The organism is Empedobacter sp. GD03797 (genome assembly GCF_029842105.1).
Classification (GTDB): Bacteria; Bacteroidota; Bacteroidia; order Flavobacteriales; family Weeksellaceae; genus Empedobacter; species Empedobacter falsenii_C.
In genome coordinates this window covers 1-21,738 of sequence record NZ_JAOCFS010000031.1, presented here as the reverse complement: position 1 = coordinate 21,738, position 21,738 = coordinate 1, and the positions used below count along the sequence as shown (strand labels likewise).

General features: G+C 33.0%; 20 protein-coding genes. 6 read left to right on the top strand and 14 right to left on the bottom strand.

The annotated features are described in order from the left end of the window. Positions 1-24: 24 nt before the first annotated feature. Positions 25-1,254 (top strand): imidazolonepropionase, encoded by a 1,230-nt coding sequence (hutI, locus tag N5D90_RS14860; protein WP_280063059.1) that lies wholly within the window; start codon positions 25-27, stop codon positions 1,252-1,254. Here the strand turns inward: hutI and N5D90_RS14855 are convergent. Next, positions 1,244-2,554: a DUF4026 domain-containing protein gene (locus N5D90_RS14855; protein WP_280063057.1), complete on the bottom strand. Its 1,311-nt coding sequence runs from the start codon at positions 2,552-2,554 to the stop codon at positions 1,244-1,246. The genes hutI and N5D90_RS14855 overlap by 11 nt on opposite strands. Positions 2,555-2,704: 150 nt before the next feature. Between N5D90_RS14855 and N5D90_RS14850 the strand changes: the two genes are divergently transcribed. The 4 genes from N5D90_RS14850 (at position 2,705) to N5D90_RS14835 (ending at position 5,789) form a co-directional block, all read left to right on the top strand. Continuing rightward, positions 2,705-3,565, top strand: coding sequence for a YicC/YloC family endoribonuclease (locus tag N5D90_RS14850; RefSeq protein WP_280063056.1), 861 nt, complete (start codon positions 2,705-2,707; stop codon positions 3,563-3,565). Beyond that, a complete protein-coding gene (gene gmk / locus N5D90_RS14845) occupies positions 3,565-4,131 on the top strand; it encodes a guanylate kinase (RefSeq protein WP_125348755.1) in 567 nt (188 codons plus the stop codon). Before N5D90_RS14850 ends, gmk begins: the two co-directional genes overlap by 1 nt. A gap of 78 nt (positions 4,132-4,209) precedes the next feature. Continuing rightward, positions 4,210-4,947: a hypothetical protein gene (locus N5D90_RS14840; protein WP_280063054.1), complete on the top strand. Its 738-nt coding sequence runs from the start codon at positions 4,210-4,212 to the stop codon at positions 4,945-4,947. Positions 4,948-5,018: 71 nt separating this feature from the next. Next, positions 5,019-5,789 (top strand): alpha/beta hydrolase, encoded by a 771-nt coding sequence (locus N5D90_RS14835; protein ID WP_280063052.1) that lies wholly within the window; start codon positions 5,019-5,021, stop codon positions 5,787-5,789. Between the two features lie 31 nt (positions 5,790-5,820). Here N5D90_RS14835 and N5D90_RS14830 read toward each other — a convergent pair whose 3' ends face one another. The 6 genes from N5D90_RS14830 to mutS all read right to left on the bottom strand — a co-directional run bounded on the left by N5D90_RS14830 (position 5,821) and on the right by mutS (position 15,420). After that, positions 5,821-8,316, bottom strand: a complete 2,496-nt coding sequence (locus N5D90_RS14830) for a cation-translocating P-type ATPase (protein ID WP_280063050.1) — start codon at positions 8,314-8,316, stop codon at positions 5,821-5,823. Between the two features lie 140 nt (positions 8,317-8,456). Further along, a complete protein-coding gene (locus tag N5D90_RS14825) occupies positions 8,457-9,221 on the bottom strand; it encodes a C40 family peptidase (protein WP_038332052.1) in 765 nt (254 codons plus the stop codon). Continuing rightward, entirely contained in the window at positions 9,221-9,868 is a 648-nt protein-coding gene (locus tag N5D90_RS14820) for an O-methyltransferase (RefSeq protein WP_125348752.1), read from the bottom strand. Before N5D90_RS14820 ends, N5D90_RS14825 begins: the two co-directional genes overlap by 1 nt. A 180-nt stretch (positions 9,869-10,048) precedes the next feature. After that, positions 10,049-11,953, bottom strand: a complete 1,905-nt coding sequence (gene acs / locus N5D90_RS14815) for an acetate--CoA ligase (protein ID WP_280063048.1) — start codon at positions 11,951-11,953, stop codon at positions 10,049-10,051. A 97-nt stretch (positions 11,954-12,050) separates the two neighbouring features. Beyond that, the gene (locus tag N5D90_RS14810) at positions 12,051-12,854 is read right to left on the bottom strand and encodes a M48 family metallopeptidase (RefSeq protein WP_180904988.1); all 804 of its coding nucleotides are present in this window, start codon (positions 12,852-12,854) and stop codon (positions 12,051-12,053) included. A gap of 10 nt (positions 12,855-12,864) precedes the next feature. Further along, a complete protein-coding gene (mutS, locus tag N5D90_RS14805) occupies positions 12,865-15,420 on the bottom strand; it encodes a DNA mismatch repair protein MutS (RefSeq protein WP_280063046.1) in 2,556 nt (851 codons plus the stop codon). An 80-nt stretch (positions 15,421-15,500) separates the two neighbouring features. Between mutS and N5D90_RS14800 the strand changes: the two genes are divergently transcribed. Next, the gene (locus tag N5D90_RS14800; protein WP_038332036.1) at positions 15,501-16,031 is read left to right on the top strand and encodes an RNA methyltransferase; all 531 of its coding nucleotides are present in this window, start codon (positions 15,501-15,503) and stop codon (positions 16,029-16,031) included. Between the two features lie 103 nt (positions 16,032-16,134). Here N5D90_RS14800 and N5D90_RS14795 read toward each other — a convergent pair whose 3' ends face one another. The 7 genes from N5D90_RS14795 to N5D90_RS14765 all read right to left on the bottom strand — a co-directional run bounded on the left by N5D90_RS14795 (position 16,135) and on the right by N5D90_RS14765 (position 21,683). Then, on the bottom strand, positions 16,135-16,587 hold the full coding sequence (locus N5D90_RS14795) for a GNAT family N-acetyltransferase (RefSeq protein WP_280063044.1): 453 nt from the start codon (positions 16,585-16,587) through the stop codon (positions 16,135-16,137). A 241-nt stretch (positions 16,588-16,828) separates the two neighbouring features. Beyond that, positions 16,829-18,196 carry a deoxyguanosinetriphosphate triphosphohydrolase gene (locus N5D90_RS14790; RefSeq protein WP_280063043.1) on the bottom strand — a complete coding sequence of 456 codons (1,368 nt, stop codon included), beginning with the start codon at positions 18,194-18,196 and terminating at the stop codon, positions 16,829-16,831. Positions 18,197-18,275: 79 nt separating this feature from the next. Then, positions 18,276-19,244 carry a hypothetical protein gene (locus N5D90_RS14785; RefSeq protein WP_280063042.1) on the bottom strand — a complete coding sequence of 323 codons (969 nt, stop codon included), beginning with the start codon at positions 19,242-19,244 and terminating at the stop codon, positions 18,276-18,278. Between the two features lie 15 nt (positions 19,245-19,259). Beyond that, positions 19,260-20,072, bottom strand: coding sequence for a YgcG family protein (locus tag N5D90_RS14780; RefSeq protein ID WP_280063040.1), 813 nt, complete (start codon positions 20,070-20,072; stop codon positions 19,260-19,262). Further along, complete coding sequence (locus N5D90_RS14775; protein WP_038332028.1) at positions 20,053-20,493, bottom strand: TPM domain-containing protein; 441 nt, start codon at positions 20,491-20,493, stop codon at positions 20,053-20,055. The genes N5D90_RS14780 and N5D90_RS14775 overlap by 20 nt, the downstream gene beginning before the upstream one ends. Before the next feature lie 5 nt (positions 20,494-20,498). After that, positions 20,499-21,101 carry a LemA family protein gene (locus N5D90_RS14770; RefSeq protein WP_038332025.1) on the bottom strand — a complete coding sequence of 201 codons (603 nt, stop codon included), beginning with the start codon at positions 21,099-21,101 and terminating at the stop codon, positions 20,499-20,501. A gap of 114 nt (positions 21,102-21,215) precedes the next feature. Then, positions 21,216-21,683, bottom strand: coding sequence for an ABC transporter ATPase (locus N5D90_RS14765; RefSeq protein ID WP_115001473.1), 468 nt, complete (start codon positions 21,681-21,683; stop codon positions 21,216-21,218). Between the last annotated feature and the right edge of the window lie 55 nt (positions 21,684-21,738).

Here is a 21,738-nt window from a genome sequence, read left to right as displayed (position 1 = left end):
AACTTGTGTTATAAAATAACAAAAATGAAATTAATCGGTCCTTTCAGACAAATTATAACACTTGCCAATTTACCTTTAAAAGGTGCTATTCACGAAAACCAAGTCGAAGTTCTCGAAGATGGAGGAATTATTATTGATGATGAAACAATTGTAGAAATTGGAAATTTCGAAACACTTTCTCAACAACATCCAACCATCGAAATTGAACAAATAGAAACAGAACAAATTCTTCTTCCTGGATTTGTGGATTCGCATACACACGTTTGCTTCGGAGGAAATCGCGCCAAAGATTTTGCCATGCGTTTGGACGGAAAAACTTATTTAGAAATTGCCGAAAGTGGTGGAGGAATTTGGTCTACTGTAACAGAAACGCGTAAGAAAACAGTTGATGAACTGAAAGATATTACCATAAAACATATTGCTCAATTAGCCAAACAAGGAATCACAACTGCTGAGGTTAAATCGGGTTATGCACTTTCTGTTGAAGGCGAAATTAAAATGTTAGAAGCAATAAATATGACGAATCAAGAAAGTGAAATTGATTTAGTTCCGACTTTTTTAGGTGCGCATATGAAACCAAAAGATTTTGAAGGTTCGAACAAAGAATATTTAGAACTTTTGGTGAAAGAAGTTTTTCCAAAATTGAAAGCTGACGATTTAGCAAATCGTATCGATATTTTTGTGGAACAATCTGCTTTTTCTGTTGAAGAAGGCGATTATTTCTTAAATGAAGCAAAAAATCAAGGATTTGAAATTACCATTCACGCTGATCAATTTACAGCTGGAGGAAGTTATTTAGCAACAAAATATAATGCGTTGAGTGCAGATCATTTAGAATTTTCTGGAGAAGAAGAAGTGAAAAATTTAGCCAATTCTGATGTTGTGGCAACAGTTTTACCTGGTGCTTCTATCGGTTTGGGAATGCAATATGCGCCTGCTCGAAAATTGTTAGATGCTGGTTGTTGCGTTTCGATTGCTTCGGATTGGAATCCTGGTTCTGCTCCAATGGGAAATCTTCTGACACAAGCTTCTGTTTTGGCTACTTTCGAGAAATTATCAATGGCAGAAGTTTTAGCTGCAATTACTTTTCGTGCGGCAAAAGCATTAAATTTAGCTGATCGTGGAACAATAGAAAAAGGTAAAAAAGCCGATTTTATCAGCTTCTCTACCTTCGATTATCGTAATATTATCTATTATCAAGGGCAATTACAACCAACGCATGTTTGGAAAAATGGCGTGTTGATTAATCAATAGTGTAAATATTATCAGGAGTGATGGTGTTTGTCGGCGTGTAAATTAACCAATCGGTAATCATTTCTTGCGGATAAAGACCTTCATCTCCTTCATTCAAACCTTCTACAGCATAAGGACGATTCAAGCAAACACCAAAAATTTCGTTGTTTTCATTGATTCCGTACACATCAAACCAAATATGTTCCTTATTCATTTCATGATCGACATCAAATCCTAATTTGATTAAAAATCGATAATAATTTTCTTCATCTGCTTCTGGATTAAAATACGTATTAAATGCTTTTTTATACGATTCAAAACGTTGATAAGCCAAGGCTGACATTCGTTCCGTTTCCTGATCGCTGATAAAGAAAATCGGATTATCTGCAATTGTCGCCGCATAAACTTCTGGCGTCAATGTATGTCCTTCTTGCACCGCTAACAAAACGCCACAAGGTTCGTAATTTTCGTTTTCTGGCTGACGCTCATTATAACCTCCCGGAATTGTTGCAGGATAATCTTTTACCACATCTTCCCAACGTTTCCAACAAAATGTAATATCCAAACCATCATAACCAATATTAAATTCTTCATTTTCTGGCGAACGAAAATCTGGTTTGATAAACGCATTTACAATCATATCCAAAGCCGAATTCATCTGCTCTACTCCATCTTTGATGTTCAACATTTCCAATTCCACAGAACCGCAACGATGCAAACCATGCGTATGCATCCAATACACGCGATCGCCATTTTCGTCCTCATCATAAACGCCATGAATCACATATAAATACGAAGGCGCAGGTGGAATTTCTGACTCAGCTGTCACTTTCGCCCATTTACCAGAAAGCAAACGATAAGGCATAAAATCGACAACAATAGATGGATTTTCGACAATGGCTTGCATTATTTTTAGTTGCAAATGAAAACTATCCAACGCATCATTTCCAAAATACATTACAGATTCCAAATAAAAATCTTGTTGAGTCGCAACTTCCATTTCTTCATCCGAAATCATATTTCCGAAACCAAATTCAGAATAATCGTTACTTCTCGCATCCACAACATACAAATTCACATCAAATTCTTCTTCCAAATAAGACACTACAAGTTGATATTCTTGCTTTACAGCTCCATTTTCGTCTTTATCAATTTCGATAAGATCAAAATTGATTAATTGAAAATAATCCGTTGATTTTAGACTATTTTCGATTGATTCTCTCGAGAATACAAAATCTTTCGACGAAGGAAAAATTCCCATTGTAGAAGGTAAACTCAATCCATCTTCAGCAATTCCTTTGTACAATTCTTGATTTGTCATAGTATAATTTTAGTTTGATTTTTGTTAAAGATAAATGTTTTAAGTTCATTAAAATTTTAGCAAAATGTTAAACTTTAAAATGATTAAAGATGATAATTCAGTTCGCATTACGTTAATTTATTGTAATTTTGTTCGCATAATTTTACAATTATGATAGCATCTATGACAGGTTACGGTAAAGCCGTATTGGAATTACCTGAGAAAAAAGTAACGATAGAAATCCGTTCTTTAAACAGTAAAACACTGGATTTAAACACGAGAATTCCTTCTTTTTATCGTGAAAAAGAATTAGAAATCAGAAACCTTATTTCAGAAAAAGTTCAACGTGGAAAAGTTGATTTTTCGATGTTGGTAGAGTTAAATCCTGCTGCAAGAAATCAAAATATAAATGCTGAATTAATCAAAAGTTATATGGCAGAATTCAAATCAATCACGCCAAATGTGACTGAAGGTGAATTATTGCCTGTAGTAATGCGCCTTCCAGACGTTATTTCGTACACGCAAGACGATTTGGGCGAAGACGAATGGAATCAAATTCGTGCTACAATTATTGATGCAATTGACGCTTTAAATCAATTTAGATTAGACGAAGGAAAAGTTTTAGAGAAATATTTGACTTTAAACTTGAATAATATTTTGGAGCTTTTAACACAAGTTGTGCCTTTTGAAAAAGAACGAATTGAAACTATCAAAGAACGTTTCAATAAACGTTTAGAAGAAGTAAAAGTTGATATTGATCAAAATCGTTTTGAGCAAGAATTAATTTTCTATTTGGAGAAATTGGACATTACAGAAGAAAAAGTTCGTTTAAAAAACCATTGCGAATATTTCTTGAAAGAATTAGCTGGAACTGAATCTAATGGAAAAAAATTAGGATTTATTTCGCAAGAAATCGGTCGTGAAATCAATACATTAGGTTCAAAATCAAATCATTCTGAAATGCAAAAAATTGTTGTTCAGATGAAAGATGAGTTAGAAAAAATTAAAGAACAATCGTTAAACATTTTATAATGAAAAAAGGAAAATTAATCGTCTTTTCAGCTCCATCAGGCGCAGGAAAAACAACTTTGGTTCGTTACGCTTTAGAACAATTGGAAAATATCAAATTTTCTATTTCTTGTACAACTAGAGATAAACGCGAAGGTGAAACTCACGGAGAAGACTATTATTTCTTAACACCAGAAGAATTTAAAGCAAAAATTGCAAACGACGAATTCGTCGAACACGAAGAAGTTTACCGCGATAATTTTTACGGAACTTTAAAATCAGAAGTTGATCGCATTACATCAGAAGGAAATTCTGTGATTTTTGATATTGATGTTATTGGTGCATTGAATATCAAAAAATTGTACGGAGATCAATGTTTAACAGTGTTTGTAAATCCTCCATCTTTAGAAATTTTGAAAGAACGTTTGATTTCTCGCAACACAGAAAGCGAAGACAAATTGAAACAACGTTTGGACAAAGCGGGAATTGAAATGGAAAAAGCAAAAGACTTTGATATCATTTTATTGAACGACGATTTAGAAACTGCAAAAGCGAAAACCTTAGAAATTATTACAGATTTTATCAAATAATAATTCTAAAACTATATAAAGCCTTAATCTAATTTATGATTAAGGCTTTTTTTATATATTTAGAAAAAATATCTCTTTATGAAATTATTTTCTATTGTTATTATTGCCTTATTCATTCAAACAAATATGCTTTTTGCTCAAAAAATAGGTTTTATAGAAAGTTATAATCCGATTTTAAAACATGCTCACTTAAAAAATTATACAGCTACAAAATTTGACGTAAAACATACTGAAAATTTAGAATATAATATTTCTCCCTTTATAGATTCCTTATTTCAAGAGAACAATATTAATGTAACAAAATACAATGATTTTAATTTTTCTGTTTTTGAAAAAATATCTCCTAATTACTCGACAGCAAGTACTAATTTTCCTAACAAGAAAATAATATCTGCACTTAATCAATTTTGTATTAATAAAAAAATTGATTATCTAATAATTATTGACCGACATGATATTTATACTGCATTTAATCCTTTCAAAAATACGTTTGACGACACATATGATTTTGGAATAACGACACATGATGGAACAAAAAAAAGAATCTATTTTTACAATAAATTAAGAATGATGTATTATAATTTTAAAACTGGAAAATTAGAAATGGCTTTTTCAGGTTTTAAAAATGATGGATTAGTAAACAGTGAATGGAAATCTGTAAAATTTGATACAAATACATTTGATCCTACAACAAAAAATTTAACCCAACCAAAAGAAAGTCAATATTTATTTTTAGAAGAATATAAAAATAGATTCAAAATAGAATTTGAAAGAATGGCTGAAAAGCTTAATAAAGATATTAATTCAACAAAATAAACAAATGCCTCGAATAAATAAAATCGAGGCATTTTTGTTATCTTTAACTTTCGAAAAAATCACAACAAAAAATGGAAAGCCAAAATAGTTTAGAAATCAACAACGCCAATATATATTATTATCACCACGAAATAAATCCAGCAAAACCAACACTTATTTTCTTACACGATTCTTTAGGTTCTACGCAACTTTGGAGAGATTTCCCAAAAGAAGTTGCCGAAAAAACGAATTGTAATTTATTTATCTACGATAGAAAAGGTTATGGAAAATCGTCGCCTTTTACTATTGATCGTCGCGAATTAACTTATATGCACGATGAAGCAGATTTTCTGAATGATTTGATTCAACATTTCAACTTCAAAGACATTATTTTATTTGGACATAGCGATGGTGGCTCAATAACGTTGCTTTACGCAGCGAAATATCATCAAAATTTAAAAGGAATCGTTGTCGTTGGTTCACACATTATTGTGGAAGAAATTTCATTACAAGGAATCAGAGATGCTAAAATTGCATATGCAGAAACTAATTTGAAAGAACGTTTGACAAAATATCATGGCGATAAAACGCAGAAAGTTTTTGAGATGTGGACAGAAACTTGGTTACGCCCAGATTTTATTGATTTTGACATTCGAGAAGAATTAAAAAACATCGAATGTCCAACTTTGGTTATTCAAGGAATTGATGATGAATATGGTTCGATTGAGCAAGTAAATGGAATTATCAACAATGTAAAAGGAAGAAAAGAAAGTTATCTTGTTCCTGATGCAAAACATACACCTTACAAGGAAAATAGAACGCCAACTTTGGCTAAAACAGTTGAGTTTATTGATTCGTTATAACGAATCAATAAACCTAAATATAATTATTTATTCAATTTTTTCTTATACGTTTTATCCATTTATACACTTCGAACCAAAGTACAGAAAGCATTGCTACAAGCATCGTGATTCCTAATTCATTTAGATTTAATGAAGTTACTTTAAAAAACAATGAAATTGGTTGTATATACAATATGGCAAAAAGTATTACTAATGTCAAAACTGTGACATAGACCATTAAGTTATTTTTGTTTCGGAAACTTGACCACAAACTATAATAAAATGAGCGATTGGTTAAACTCAACCAAACATTCGAGAAAATTAACGTTGTAAAAACCATTGCACGTGTTTTCTCTTCATTTCCTCCAAGTTGATAAGTATATTGATATACAAACAACAACCCTAATGTGATTATAATTCCTTGAATAATACTTGTCGAAAGCTCTTTCCAATTCAAGAAAGTTTCGGTCATTGGACGAGGTTTTCTTTTCATCGAATCTTTTTCCAATGGTTCATTTTCATACACAATAGAACACGTTGGTCCCATTACCAATTCTAAGAAAATAACGTGAACTGGCGTAAAAATTTGAGGAAAAACCCAACCTAAAAACAACGGCAACGAAACTATTAAAATAATCGGAATATGAATAGAAATAATATATTGAACAGCTTTTTTTAGATTCGTATAAATACGTCTTCCTGCCGCAATTCCGACTACTAATTTACCTAAATCATCATTCGTCAAAATTAATTGCGCCGCTTGTTTCGCTATTTCAGTTCCCTTTTCACCCATCGCCACTCCAATATGAGCCGCTTTCAAGGCAGGTCCATCATTAACGCCATCACCTAACATTGCCACTACTTCTCCATCTTCTTTCAACGCTTTTACAACAGCCAATTTCGCTTCAGGAAACATACGAGCAAACAACACTTTATCATGAGCCGTTTGTAACAAATCTGTCTCCGAAAGTTGAGCAATCTCACTTCCTGTAATACTATTTTCTGCATGTAAAATTCCAGCCTGTTCTGCAATACTTTTTGTTGTTTCAGCATTATCACCCGTAATCACTTTTACTTTTATTCCCGCATCATAAATCTGTTGAAACACAGTATTAATTCCTTTTTTTGGAGGATCATAAAAAACTACGAATCCTAAAAACTCGAATGGTAAATCTTGTTGATGTTTTGGAAAATTATCCTCTTCAAAATTAGATTTCGCAACACCTAAAAGTCGAAAACCTTTTAATCCAAAATCATCAATTACTTTTTTTAATTGATTTTTTTCTTCCTCAGATAAGTTAGAAACATTCAGAATTGTTTCTGGAGCACCTTTTGCTGCAATTATTCGTTGATTATCGATATTTTTAAAACAATGCGTCATCATGGGAGGCTTCCCAGATAAAGGATATTCGAAAAACATTTGATATTGATTGCGCTCATCAAGCTGCGTTTGTTCGTAAACTCGGTGCAACGTTTTTTCCATCGGATCGAACGGAACAGGTTCACTACTCCACATCGCATATTGTATAATCTCAGAAATTTCTACATTTTTGAATTGATTTTCATCAAAAACAGAAGACGTTTTTGCATCATAAATCGCTTTCAATTTCATCGAATTTTCGGTAATTGTTCCTGTTTTATCACTACAAATAACAGTTGTGCTTCCTAAAGTTTCGACAACGCTACTCTTTTTTACAATAATTCCTTCGCGTAATAATTTCCATGAACCCAATGCCATAAATGTGGTAAATGCAACTGGAATTTCTTCGGGTAAAATAGACATTGCCAAAGTCAAACCGTTTAATAAACTGCTTACAATATCTTTTGTTTGAAAATAATTGAATCCACAAACCATTACAAAAACAATGATTCCAATGATTGCCATTCCTTTCACAAATTTTTCTATCTGCAATTGCAAAGGCGATTTTTCTTCTTTTATAGATAAAATTGACGTTCCTATTTTCCCTAATTTTGTTCCTGCTCCAATGGCCGTCACTTCAAAAATGGCCAATCCAGAAACCGTCAAAGTTCCACTGTAAATTTCTGGATGATCTATATCTTTAAAAACTGACATACTTTCGCCTGTTAAAGCAGATTCATTCACCGAAAAATCATTACTATGAACAATATTCCCATCCGCATTAATCATTTTTCCTTCTTCCGTCACGCACAAATCACCAATTGTAATTTCGTGTGTTGGAATCTCAACTAATCGTCCATTACGGATAACAGAACTCAAAGGTTCGTTCAACTTTTCCAACTCTTGCAGAGCTTTTTGATTACGAGAATCTTGGTAAAAAGAAATTCCTGTCACCGCAACAATCGCCACAAACATAAATGCAGCTTCGCCCAAATCACCAACCAACAAATAAATAATTGATACCGCAATCAAAATTAGCGTCATTGGTTCTTTTAGAATATCAAACAATAAACTGTACCAAGCAGAATTTTGATTACTTTTTATCGCATTATCTCCGTATTCTTCTTGAGCTTTTTTTACTTCAGCATCAGATAACCCTTTTAAATTTTCAGGAATTTTTATAGACATTATTTCAATCGATTAGTGTTTACTAAAGTTACAGCTAAATCCAATTAAAAAATAGTTTAATCACTGATTATGTCCTATTTAGATTTGATTTCAATTAAAACAAAAAAATCATTTCTTTCGAAATGATTTTAGCTTTATTATTAAGGAATTAATTTTCGAATGCATCGCAATTTATGCGAATATTTTTGAGAATCGGTATTGAAAATTCCATTTGTATCAATTGGATCAATGCGAACTTTTCCGTGTGCATGTAAAATCTTTCCATTTCCACACATAATTCCGACATGAATAATTCGACCTTCTGCATTATCAAAAAAAGCTAAATCTCCAGGTTCTGCTTCTTCAACAAAACTTAAAACTTCGCCCATTTCCGCTTGTTGATAAGCATCTCTCGGAATTTTGTAACCTCCTATTTTGTACACTTGTTGCGTTAAACCAGAACAATCAATTCCAAAAGAAGATTTTCCGCCCCATAAATAAGGAACGTTTAGATAGGCTTTTGCAATTTCAACCAATTGATCTTTTGATTTTTTTCCAGAAGTATAAACCCCAAAATATTCAAAACATTTTGGACCAATTTTGATTTTACTTTCATTCAAAGCACGAACCTCAGCTCCAATTGTCAAAGTCATTGGCAAGCCATTTTCCATTGCATGATTGTACGGATTGATAGCAAATTTCTCGATTGAATCTTTATTATATTCTTCTTCCGAAATTTCTACAATTTGTTTTGGATCAAGCCAACCTTCATAACCGTCAAAAGCCAATTGAACTTTCGTCCATTTTTCTAATTCTTCTAAAATAATCAACTTTTCTCCAAACAAAACCTGACTCACCATTTCTGATGAATCTCTTGCTTCGGAGCGCAATGGCGCAACACTTACTTGACAAATGGCGTACTTCATTATTTTTTTCGAATTAATGTAATTCCATCACGAATTGGTAAAATGATCGATTCGACACGTTCATCTTTCGTTACCATCTCATTAAATTCTTTCAAGATTTTTGTCGAAGGATCTTTCTTATCTTCCTCCTCCATCATCACTTTTCCGTACCACAACACATTGTCAACCAACATTGCTCCTCCGGGACGAAGAAGTTCCAATACCTTCTCGAAATAATAAGGATAACTCTCTTTATCGGCATCAATAAAAGCTAAATCTACAGAATCTTTTTCAATTGTATTCAATTCTTTGCGCGCATCATTGATTCTGAAATCAATTTTTGAGGCAAATTCTGATTCATCAAAATACTTTCTGCAAAGATATTCTAACTCATCATTTTTATCCATCGTAATGATTTTTCCATCAGCAGTTAAACCTTCCGCTAAACACAATGTTGCGTAACCTGTGAAAGTTCCTAACTCTAAAATAATTTTAGGCGCTAAAATCTTCGACAAAATGCTTAACAAACGACCTTGATATTCGCCCGAAATCATGTGAGGTTGCGTTGTACATTGGTAAGTTTCAACACGTAAACGGCTCAAGATTTCAGGTTCTTGATCCACATGATGATCTAAATACGATTCTAAAACTGGTGAAATTTTTATCATACCTTTAAAAAGTCTACAAAATTACAAAAAATGCATTGAATCTCGGCTATATAAAGGAAATTTAGATAAGAAAATTTATCTAAAATAATCAAACAAAAAAAGCATTACTTTTTGGGTAATGCTTTTTGTTTTGAAAATTATTTTGATAAACTTAGGCTAAATCTTAACTTCAGCCTTACTTTAAACTTTTCCTTTCTGAATAACGGTTACAATTTCTGGATCTAATAATGTTGATGTATCTCCAAAATCAGTTTCGTCACTTGCAATTTTTCTCAAAATACGACGCATAATTTTTCCGCTTCGCGTTTTTGGTAAACCAGAAACAAACTGTATTTTATCTGGCTTTGCAATTGCTCCAATCAATTTAGAAACTCCATTTTTTATTTCTGCTTCAAGTTCTGGTGAACCTTGTACTCCGTCTTGTAAAATCACGAAAGCATATAATGCATTTCCTTTGATATCATGAGGATAACCAACAACTGCACTTTCTGCTACAGCTTCGTGTTCATTTATTGCATTTTCTATTGGCGCAGTTCCTAAATTATGACCAGAAACAATCACCACATCATCTACACGTCCTGTAATTCGATAATTTTCCATTACATCACGATACGCTCCATCTCCTGTAAAATAATATCCCGGAAATGTTGAAAAATAAGTTTCTACATAACGTTTATGATCACCATAAATAGTACGAGCCATAGATGGCCAAGGAAATTTAATTGCTAAACGTCCTTCTGCTTTCTCATTTACTGCTTCTACTTCTTTCCCTTGTTCATCCATTAAAACTGGCTGAATTCCAGGAAGTGGCAATGTTGCAAACGTTGGACGAAGCGGCGTAATTCCTGCTAATGGCGAAATCAAAATAGATCCTGTTTCGGTTTGCCACCATGTATCTACAATTGGACAATTTCCTTTTCCAATATAATCATTAAACCAGTGCCAAGCTTCTTCGTTAATTGGTTCACCAACTGATCCTAAAACTTTAAGACTTGATAAATCATATTTCTCGACATAATCTAACGATTCACGAGCTAACGAACGAATTGCTGTTGGAGCTGTATAGAAATGTGTCACTTTTAATTTTTCGACAATTTCCCAAAAACGTCCAAAATCAGGAAAACTTGGAATTCCTTCGAACATTACCGAAGTTGCTCCACAAGCTAAAGGTCCATAAATAATGTAACTATGTCCTGTAATCCAACCGATATCTGCTGTACACCAATAAATATCGTTGTGCTCCATTTGAAAAATATTATCGAACGAATAAGCCGTTTCTACCATATATCCACCACATGTATGCACCATTCCTTTTGGTTTTCCCGTAGAACCAGAAGTATACAAGATGAACAAAGGATCTTCGGCATCCATAATTTCCGCAGGACAATTATCGTCTACCTTATGCATTTCATCAATCCAAAATTTATCACGTCCACCAACCATAGAAGTAGGCTCTATAGCACGACGATAAACAATACACGACTGAATAGAAGCACAATCTTTTAACGCTTCATCACAAATTGCTTTTAAGTTAATTGATTTCGTTCCACGAAAAACTTCGTTTGCTGTCACCAAAACCTTACATTGCGCATCGTTGATACGAGAAGCTATAGCAGCAGAAGAAAATCCTGCAAAAACAATAGAATGTACCGCGCCAATACGAGCACAAGCTAACATTGCAATGGCTAATTCTGGAATCATTGGCATATAAATACACACACGATCTCCTTTTTGTACGCCATTATTTTTTAAGACATTCGCAAATTGACAAACTTTAGAATGCAATTGACGATATGTAATAATTCGAGATTCTTCTAAAGGATTATTTGGTTCCCAAATTAAAGCTGTTTTGTTTCCATTTTTTTCTAAATGACGATCCAAAACATTTTCGGTAATATTTAGTTGTCCACCTTGAAACCATTTAAAATCTGCTTGTTCAAAATTATATTCAAGTGTTTTGTCCCATTTCTTTTGCCAAACGAAGTTTCCGGCAATTTTATCCCAAAATTTTTCAGGCTCTTCGACACTTTTTTTATACGCTTTCTTATATTCAGAAAACGAATTGATTCTAAAATTGTTAATCATTTTAATTTTAATTGTGGTTTTGAATACTAAATATAAAAAAAGCGAATCAATTTATCAAATTAACTCGCTTATATTTTATAAATGAATAAAAACTATTCTATTTTCCTTTATACGGACTTGCATTGTAATATGCTAAAGCAGTTGGTAAGGCTTCTTTTATTTTAGCCATACGCGTAGCATCAGAAGGGTGAGTACTCAAAAATTCTGAAACTCCAGCGTTTCCACTTTTCGCCGCCATACGTTCCCAAAAAGGAATTGCTTGGGAAGGATCATAACCAGCCATCGCCATTAAATACAATCCTGTAACATCAGCATCTAATTCCATTTTACGAGAATAGTTTAGTAAACCAACTTGTGCACCTACAGGATATAATTGTTCAAAAACTTTTGCATATTCTGCATTTCCAATCGATCCACCTACAATTTGTCCTAAACCTTGTGCTGCCATTTGCTGAGAAGCTTGCTCCGCACTATGACCAGCCAAAGCATGACCAATTTCGTGACCTAAAACAACAGCTAATCCCGTTGCATCTTTGGTAACAGGCAAAATACCTGAATAAACTGCAACTTTACCTCCAGGCATACACCACGCATTTACTTCGTTTGCATTCAACAACGTAAATTGCCATTGATAACCTTGTAATTGAGAAGATATTCCTTTTTCTTGATAATATTTTTCAGCGGCATATTTTAGACGTTCCCCTACCGTTTGCACCATTTTTGCATCAGCAGTACCAGTAATCACTTTACCTTGTTTAAGAACTTGAGAATACTGATTATAAGCTGTCGGAAATAAATCTGCATTCGATACTAATGACAACGATTTACGTCCTGTAACTGGATTTGTAGCACAAGAAGCTAAGACTAAAGCTCCTGCAGCTGTTAAAATTATTTTCTTCATATTTTTAAGTTTATTTACCGAGTTTCTTTTTGATTTCATTCAATTTCATCAATGCTTCAACAGGTGTTAAAGTATTGATATCTGTGTTCATAATTTCTTCTCGAATCGATTCTAAAATTGGATCATCTAACTGAAAGAAACTTAATTGCATATTATCCTGCGTTATTTTCTCCGTTTTGTTCGAGATTCCTTCATCTGTTTTCGTCGCTTCCAAAACTTTCAACACATCATTTGCTCTGTCCACCACTCGTTTTGGCATCCCAGCCATTTTAGCAACATGTATACCAAAACTATGCTCGCTACCTCCTGGAACTAATTTACGCAAAAATAATATTGTATCTTTTGTTTCTTTGATACTTACATTAAAATTTTTGATACGTTCCATTGATTTTGACATTTCATTCAATTCATGATAATGCGTTGCAAACAATGTTTTTGGTTTCAAGGCACTTTGGTGCAAAAATTCTGCAATTGCCCACGCAATCGAAATTCCATCGTACGTCGAAGTTCCTCGACCAATTTCATCCAACAAAATCAAACTTCGTTCCGAAATATTATTTAAAATACTTGCTGTTTCATTCATCTCGACCATAAACGTCGATTCCCCTGAAGAAATGTTGTCTGAAGCACCAACTCGAGTAAAAACTTTGTCAATAATTCCTAAATCTGCTGCTTGAGCTGGAACAAAACTTCCCATTTGCGCCATCAAAACAATCAAAGCAGTTTGACGTAAAAGTGCCGATTTACCAGACATATTGGGTCCAGTAATCATGATAATTTGTTGATGATCCGAATTTAACTCAACATTATTTGACACATATTGTTCGCCAATTGGTAATTGTTGCTCAATTACAGCATGACGACCTTCTTTTATATTTAGTTCAAAACCATCATTAAGAGAAGGTTTTGTGTAATTATTTTTCTCAGCTATTTCTGCAAAAGTTGACAAAACATCCAAAAAAGCAATTGCTTTTGCAGTTTGTTGAATTGGTAAAAGTTTAGTAATAATTTCTTGTAACAATTCAATAAATAATTGATTTTCTATTGCAAGAATTTTTTCTTCAGCACCAAGAATTTGTGTTTCGTATTCTTTTAATTCTTCAGTAATATAACGCTCTGCATTCACCAAAGTTTGCTTACGGATCCATTCTTCTGGCACTTTATCTTTGTGTGTATTTCGAACTTCGATATAATAACCAAACACATTATTGAACGCAATTTTCAAGGACGAAATTCCAGTTCGTTCTGTTTCACGCTGACACATTTGATCCAAATAATCTTTTCCAGAAAACTGAATTTTTCGTAATCGATCCAATTCTTCTGAAACACCTTCTCTAATCACATTTCCTTTTACAATTTGATGCGGAGGTTCGTCAGAAAGTGTATCAAAAATCTTTTGCGTTAAATCATCAATTGGTTCTATTCGTGAAAATAAATCTGCAACTTCTTTGATATTCGATTGTTCAGCAACTTCTTTTATTTCTTCCGAAATTTTAAGACTTTGTGCTAATTGTTGCAATTGACGAGGTGTAATTTTACCTGTCGAAACTTTTCCAGCCAAACGTTCTAAATCGGTTAATTGACCTAATTTCTCGCGCAAATCGTAACGTAAATCTCCAAATTTGTAGAAATATTCGACAATATTTTGACGACGTTGAATTGATTTCAAATCTTTCAACACCATCACCATCCAACGATTCAATAAACGAGCACCCATCGGAGTTTTGGTATCATCTAAAACATTTAATAATGTAACTCCTTTTGGATGTGGAGAATAAACCAATTCGAGATTGCGAATCGTAAATGGATCCATCCAAACAAAACTATCTTGATTAAGACGCTGAATAGATGTTAAATGCTGAATTTCGAAATGATGCGTATCGTCCAAATAAGCTAAAATAGCGCCAGCCGAAATAATTCCATCTTTTAAATCTTCGATTCCAAAACCTTTTAGATTCTTAGTTTTGAAAAGATTGGTTAATTTATCAATTGCAAAATCATATTGAAAAGCCCAATCATCTAACAAAAATTTACTTTTGACATCAGAAAAATTATATTTGACACGTTTCTGGTAAATCACTTCACTTGGACGAAACGATTGAATAATTTTTGCAACTTGATCTTCTTGTCCTTCAGAAACTAAAAATTCTCCAGTCGAAACATCTAACAAAGCTATTCCAAAAGCTTTATCACCTTGATGAACAGCCATCAAAAAGTTATTCGATTTTGACGATAAAACCTCATCTTGCAACGCAACACCAGGCGTAACCAACTCTGTTACACCACGTTTCACGATACCTTTTACCATCTTTGGATCTTCGAGCTGATCGCAAATTGCAACACGCAAACCAGCTTTCACCAATTTTGGTAAATAAGTATTCAAACTATGATGAGGAAAACCTGCCAAAGCGCTATTATCAGAGCCATTGGCACGTTTCGTTAAAACTATATCTAAAATGCGAGAAGCTCGCACAGCATCTTCTCCAAATGTTTCGTAAAAATCTCCCACACGGAACAACAACATCGCATCAGGATATTTCGCCTTAATCGTGTTATATTGTTTCATTAGAGGAGTTTCCTTATTCTTTACTACTTTTGTCAAATTATTATAAATTTTGAACAGCTAAGTTAGTTAAAAACGAAGTGATGAGAAAACTAAAATTAGACGAATTAGGTCGCGTTTCTGCGGAAGAATATAAAGCTATTGAAAAACATCCGATTGTTGTGGTGTTGGATAATGTGAGAAGTATGCACAATGTTGGTGCGGTTTTTAGAACTTCTGATGCATTTTTAATTGATAAAATTTATTTGTGTGGAATTACAGCAACTCCGCCTCATAAAGAAATTCATAAAACGGCAATTGGTGCAGAAAATTCTGTTGATTGGGAATATGTAAAAGATTCGAATGAATTGGTTGCAAAACTGAAAGAAGATGGTTATCAAATTGTGACGATTGAACAAACGGAAGGTTCTGTTTTGTTGAATGAATTTGAAGTTGACCAATCTCAGAAATATGCAATTGTGATGGGAAATGAGGTTGATGGTGTACAACAATCAATCATTGATCAATGTGATACGTGTATCGAAATTCCACAATCTGGAACAAAACACTCTTTAAATGTTTCGGTTTGTACAGGTATTATTTTGTGGAAATGGTATGAAGGATTTATGAAATAGCGATAAGCGGTAAGCGGTAAGCGGTAAGCGGTAAGCGGTAAGCGGTAAGCGGTAAGCAAAATAAAAAAGACTCAAATCATATGATTTGAGTCTTTTTTATTGTTTAAAAATTCACCGAAACATTAATCCATTCTGGATCAAAATCGGCGTTATATTTTTTGTAGAAATTAATTGCAGGTTCGTTCCAATCCAACACTTGCCAAACCATTCCGTGGTAATTATTTGCTTTTCCGTAAACAATTAATTCATCCAATAATAATTTACCAATTCCAGAACCGCGCATTTTTTCGGTTACGATTAAATCCTCCAAATATAATCTGCGTCCTTTCCAAGTTGAATAACGATCGTAATGTAACGCAATTCCTTCTACATTTCCGTCCACTTCTGCTACCAAAGAACCCCAAACTGGTTTTTCTCCAAAACCACATTCTTCCATTTCTTCTAAGGTTACCGTTACTTCGTCTGGTGCTTTTTCGTATAAAGCTAATTCTTTAATCAATTCCAAAATTCGAAGGCAATCTTCTTTTCTTGCTTCTCGTATTGTTACATTTTTCATTATTGTGTGATGTTATTTAGTTATTCGAAGTTCGTTTTACGAAACTCGAAATTAGTTATTTAGTTTTCGAAACGTAGAATTCATTTTTATTTGTCATTCTGAATGTAGCTTCAGCGAAATGAAGAATCTAAAGATTCCTATATTGGTCGGAATGACGAAACCGCTAATTTTTGATGAGATGCTGAAACGAGTTCAGCATGACAAACTACGAAATTCTCATCTCGAATTTCTAATTTCGTACTTAAATCGTCATTCCAATTTCAATTCCTTTGATTCTGCGATACAATTCGGTTGCGTAATTGTCCGTCATTCCCGAAACATAATCCAAGATTCCCATTACCTTTTGATACTTTGTTCCTTTCTCATATAGAAACTGAGCAGGAACTAAACGCAACGCTTTTTTCTCAAACGTTTTACGCTCTTTCTCATCTTTCAAAATTGGTGGAATAAATTGCGAAAGTAATTCAGACATTACATTATAACCTGCATTTTCTATTTCGAGAACAGAACGATGGTTGTAAATGTTTTCAATAGAGAAACGTTGAATTTCGTCTAAAACTCTTTTTGTTACTTGTTCTGTTTCATTTTTAATAACATCTAACAAAGCTGTTTTAAATTCACCTTTTACAATCTGATCAAAATTATTTTGATAAACTTCAACCGATTTTTGCGTCAATAAATTAATTGATTTGGCGCGTAAATACGCTATTCGATCATTTTTATCTGAAATAGATTTTAATGTATTTTTTGTTTTATCAATTTGAGATGGATCTAAAGATTCAACCAAATTCAAGAATAATTTTCGGCATTTATCATGGTCAATAATTCCTAAACGTTGCGAATCTTCGACATCAATAATCGAATAACAAATATCGTCAGCCGCCTCTACCAACCAGACAAACGGATGTCGCTTGTAAATAATTGGCGAATCTTGTTCCAAAATCATATTTGTTTTTTCAGCAATCGTTCGAAAAGCTTCTTTTTGTGCTTGAAAAAATCCAAACTTCTTTCGATGCAATTGACTTTTATCTTTCGCAACCGATTCGCACGGATACTTTGCAATCGCAGCCAACGTAGAATACGTCAAACGCAAACCTCCTTCCGATTTTCCGTTTTGTTGTTGTGTCAAAATTCGGATTGCATTAGCATTTCCTTCAAAATTGATTAAATCAGCCCATTCGGATTCAGTAAAATATTGTTTCAAATCTGTTTCGTGACGATCAAAATAAGAGGCAATTGCATCTTCGCCCGAATGTCCAAAAGCTGGATTTCCAATATCGTGACACAAACACGCCGCCGAAATCACATCATGAATACTATATTTATAAAACTCTTGCGATTCTTTGGTTAATTGATAATTTTCGGAAATAAACTTTCCAACCAAATTTCCCATCGAGCGCCCAACAGACGAAACTTCCAACGAATGCGTCAATCGATTGTGTACAAATACACTTCCTGGCAAAGGAAAAACTTGCGTTTTGTTCTGCAAACGACGAAAGGCAGACGAAAAAATAATACGATCATAATCGCGCTGATATTCTGATCTCGCATCCGACGTATCGTTTGTATTACTGCGTTGATTGGTGTAAATATGATTTAGAAGTTCCATAAACTGATTTAGAAAACGAATTTAACGAATAATGTTCAGTCATAAAAAAATCCGAACGGTTTCGTTCGGATTTTTGGTTTTATTTTTCAGATGGTATATTTTTTTCTTTACAATATTTTTCTATTTCAGTATCATTCAAAAAATATCTATCACAAAATTCATCTAGTTCCTTTTCAACTCCTGAAACATATTTTTCGCTTGCTGTCAAAATTTTCTCAGTTTGTTCAATAAATCGTTCAAATTCTCTATTAATTTTACACAACTTATCTATAGTTTTAAAATCTAATTCTCTGTAAACAGCAGGAAATAAAACTTTACTTTGATAAGGATTAGCATTAAGTTCTATTATTCCAATTCCAAATGATTGATTGAGTCTTGTCATTTCCTCTTTTAAACTATCACTAAATTCAAAAGCTACCAAATAACCATAATTTGCCCAACTTGAATTTGAAACTGCTTGAAAATAAGCTTTTTTTAATTCACTATCGCTATTAATCTCTCTTTTCAACTCATAAGAACTCAATTTAAAAGTATCAACACGATTAATTGATTTCAAGAAATTTTGACTAACCTTAGATTGAAGATTCAAAAATTTTATCCCAATAATATCTGGATGAGTCCAAATTTGATTACTATCTTTTCCATTAGATTGCTCGTGAAAAATTGTTTTTGAATAAGTGTCTGAATTTTTAAGATAACTACTTAATAATTTATGTAAATCTCTTTCTTCATAAACCTTACTTTTAACAATTTGAACTTCTTTCTCTTCAACATCTTCGTTATTTTGATTCAAAAGTTCTAAATCAATTTCTTTCTCATTTTTTGTTAAATAGTAATAATAAATACCATTACTTCTCTTTATTCTTTTTACCCTAGAGTCTCCATCTCTAATAAAATCACCAAGTTTAGCTGAAATTGTTGATGCGGGAGTTTTTCCTTTCAAAAATTCGTAATAATTCTTATTTACAATATGATTATAAACTTCCGTATTATAAACAGGAATTATTAAATCTTCTAAACTTTTTAAAATAGCTTCTTTAATTGTCATTATTCTCTTTTATTTCTACCAGCTACCAGAAGCGCCTCCACCTCCGAAGCTTCCGCCTCCGAAGCCACCAAAGCCGCCTCCACCGCCAGATGATCCACCCCAAGAACTTCCTCCTGAACCGAAACCTCCGCCACCGAAAACAGAACTTCCTGTGTTCATAATGATAATATCATCTAACAAACTTCTTCGTCTGCCACCATTTCCGCCATTATTACCACCTCTACCTTTCGAAATAATAATGAAGATAAAAATGAAAAATCCTATGGCAAAAATCAATGCAAACCAATCCATTTCTGGTTCTTGTGATTTTGGTTTGTCTTGCTTATACTTTCCTGCAAAAGCTTGAAAAATAGAATTGACTCCAGCATTTATTCCGCCAGCGTAATCACCTTGTTTGAAATACGGAATAATAACATTGTCAATAATCGATTTGTTGACACTTGGCGGTAGATAAATCTGAGCCGAATATCCTGTTCTGATTGTAATCTTACGATCTTGTTCACTCAAAACAATTACCACTCCATTATCTTTTCCTTGTGTACCAACTCCCCAATTTTGACCAATATCATTCGCAAAAGTTTCTAACGGATAACCATCCAAAGATTCAACTGTTAACACCAAAATTTGCGTAGAAGTTGAATCATCATAGGCTACCAATTTTCGTTCTAATTCATCCAATTGCATTGCATCAAAAACATGAGCATAATCTTGCACAAGCTTTTTTGGCGGATGTTTCATATTAACCAATTCATCAGGCGTTTGCCCAAAAACGGTTAAAATGGAAAGAAAAAAAGTTAGAAAAAAGTATTTAACTGTAGCTAATTTCATCTGGTAATTCGTTTGTATCATCCTCTTGATGAGGAAAATATTTCTTAAGTGCTTTGCCGGTTTTCTTAATTCCTTTGCAAAGTCCTTTTACATAATGTTCTTTTTTGAAATGCTTGACAACATCTGCTTTTATATCGTCCCAAAAGTCGTCTGGCGTTGCATTGTCAATTCCTTCATCTCCGATAATCGTAAAATTATGATCGGTTGGCGAAACATGAAACAACACACCATTTCGATCTTTGGTTTTATGCATTTCCAATTGCTCGAAAACTTCTAAAGCTTTGTCAAAATGATTGGGAGAAGATTCGAATTCAATATGAATTCGAATTTCCCCACTTGTATTTTTCTCTGCTTTTTGAATAGCTTCGATTATTTTTTTTTCATCTTTTGAAGAAAGAAATTTGTGTTTCTTTTTTCCCATAATGATTAGAATTCTACTTTAGGAGCATTCTCAGATCCTGCAGCAGCTTTGAAATAACCTTTTTTCGTAGCACCTGTAAAACCAGCGATTAAACTGTTTGGGAAAGTTACAATCATGTTGTTAAATTTCTCCGCAGCATCGTTGTATTTTTTTCTTTCAAATAAAACTTCTTGTTCGATAGAAGATAATTCTGCTTGTAAAGAAGTAAAATTTTGATTGAATTTAATATCTGGATATTTTTCAACAGAAACCAATAAACGGCTTAATGTAGATCCTAATTGATCTTGCGCTTGTTGAAATTTCGCAATATTTGCATCTGTTAATTGACTTGGATCATCAATTTTAATTTGATTAGAAGTCGCTTTTGCACGTGCATCAATTACAGCTGTTAACGTTTCTTTTTCCATATTCGCAGCACCTTTTACCGTGTTCACTAAATTTGGAACTAAATCTGAACGTTTTTGATATGTATTTTCTACATTCGACCATTGTTTTTGCACACCTTGATCTGTTGTTTTGATCGTATTCGAAACTCCAATTCCCCAGAAAACGATTCCTGCAAGAACTAAAAGAATCACTCCACCAATAAGACATCCTTTGTTTTTCATAGTATTTTTAATTTATTATTACGTAAAAATAGTGTTTTTTCAACAATATTTTATTAAAAATAAAACCGAGCTTATTTCTAAACTCGGCTTTACTATTTTTTGGATTTTAAACGTTTAATTTAATAATGTTTTTGCCCAACTTTCTTCGATTGGTAACAACCAATTATTTTTAAAATCATTCAAAGAAGAAATTCCATTATTGAAAACTTTTACATTTTTGATTTCTCCTTCTTTTACTTTTTGTTTGAATGTTGGTAATTTTTCAATAAAAACTTCTTTCTCATTTTCATACGAAACTAACATTCTATTCAATAAATCGAACGAATAATCTGCATCAATTTCACGTACGATTTTCGTTAATTTATCGATAGAACAACCACTTGCTGTTGCTTGATTTTCGTCTACACCAACTACAATAAATTGATCGTAAGGTAAATCAAAATCAGCTAAAAGTTCAGCACCATGCGCATTCCAATCTGCTATAAAAGTATTTAGTTTAGCTGTAATAGCTTGCTTTTCTTCTGTTGAGAATTTACGATTGGCTTGAAAAATCCAAATTCTTGAATCGTCTGCTAAATTCATTTTCTCTTTATTTAAAATTTGTGTTTCAAAGATACGGAAATTTTAGATGTTAGAT

Bases quoted from the DNA above. Each gene is read 5' to 3' on its own strand.
- N5D90_RS14780 (WP_280063040.1), bottom strand. From the start codon at position 20,072: ATGAAATTAGCTACAGTTAAATACTTTTTTCTAACTTTTTTTCTTTCC.
- N5D90_RS14800 (WP_038332036.1), top strand. From the start codon at position 15,501: ATGAGAAAACTAAAATTAGACGAATTAGGTCGCGTTTCTGCGGAAGAA.
- N5D90_RS14830 (WP_280063050.1), bottom strand. From the start codon at position 8,316: ATGTCTATAAAAATTCCTGAAAATTTAAAAGGGTTATCTGATGCTGAA.
- N5D90_RS14850 (WP_280063056.1), top strand. From the start codon at position 2,705: ATGATAGCATCTATGACAGGTTACGGTAAAGCCGTATTGGAATTACCT.
- N5D90_RS14790 (WP_280063043.1), bottom strand. From the start codon at position 18,196: ATGGAACTTCTAAATCATATTTACACCAATCAACGCAGTAATACAAAC.
- N5D90_RS14825 (WP_038332052.1), bottom strand. From the start codon at position 9,221: ATGAAGTACGCCATTTGTCAAGTAAGTGTTGCGCCATTGCGCTCCGAA.
- hutI (WP_280063059.1), top strand. From the start codon at position 25: ATGAAATTAATCGGTCCTTTCAGACAAATTATAACACTTGCCAATTTA.
- gmk (WP_125348755.1), top strand. From the start codon at position 3,565: ATGAAAAAAGGAAAATTAATCGTCTTTTCAGCTCCATCAGGCGCAGGA.
- N5D90_RS14820 (WP_125348752.1), bottom strand. From the start codon at position 9,868: ATGATAAAAATTTCACCAGTTTTAGAATCGTATTTAGATCATCATGTG.
- mutS (WP_280063046.1), bottom strand. From the start codon at position 15,420: ATGAAACAATATAACACGATTAAGGCGAAATATCCTGATGCGATGTTG.
- N5D90_RS14765 (WP_115001473.1), bottom strand. From the start codon at position 21,683: ATGAATTTAGCAGACGATTCAAGAATTTGGATTTTTCAAGCCAATCGT.
- N5D90_RS14795 (WP_280063044.1), bottom strand. From the start codon at position 16,587: ATGAAAAATGTAACAATACGAGAAGCAAGAAAAGAAGATTGCCTTCGA.
- N5D90_RS14770 (WP_038332025.1), bottom strand. From the start codon at position 21,101: ATGAAAAACAAAGGATGTCTTATTGGTGGAGTGATTCTTTTAGTTCTT.
- N5D90_RS14855 (WP_280063057.1), bottom strand. From the start codon at position 2,554: ATGACAAATCAAGAATTGTACAAAGGAATTGCTGAAGATGGATTGAGT.
- N5D90_RS14810 (WP_180904988.1), bottom strand. From the start codon at position 12,854: ATGAAGAAAATAATTTTAACAGCTGCAGGAGCTTTAGTCTTAGCTTCT.
- N5D90_RS14785 (WP_280063042.1), bottom strand. From the start codon at position 19,244: ATGACAATTAAAGAAGCTATTTTAAAAAGTTTAGAAGATTTAATAATT.
- N5D90_RS14775 (WP_038332028.1), bottom strand. From the start codon at position 20,493: ATGGGAAAAAAGAAACACAAATTTCTTTCTTCAAAAGATGAAAAAAAA.
- N5D90_RS14835 (WP_280063052.1), top strand. From the start codon at position 5,019: ATGGAAAGCCAAAATAGTTTAGAAATCAACAACGCCAATATATATTAT.
- N5D90_RS14840 (WP_280063054.1), top strand. From the start codon at position 4,210: ATGAAATTATTTTCTATTGTTATTATTGCCTTATTCATTCAAACAAAT.
- acs (WP_280063048.1), bottom strand. From the start codon at position 11,953: ATGATTAACAATTTTAGAATCAATTCGTTTTCTGAATATAAGAAAGCG.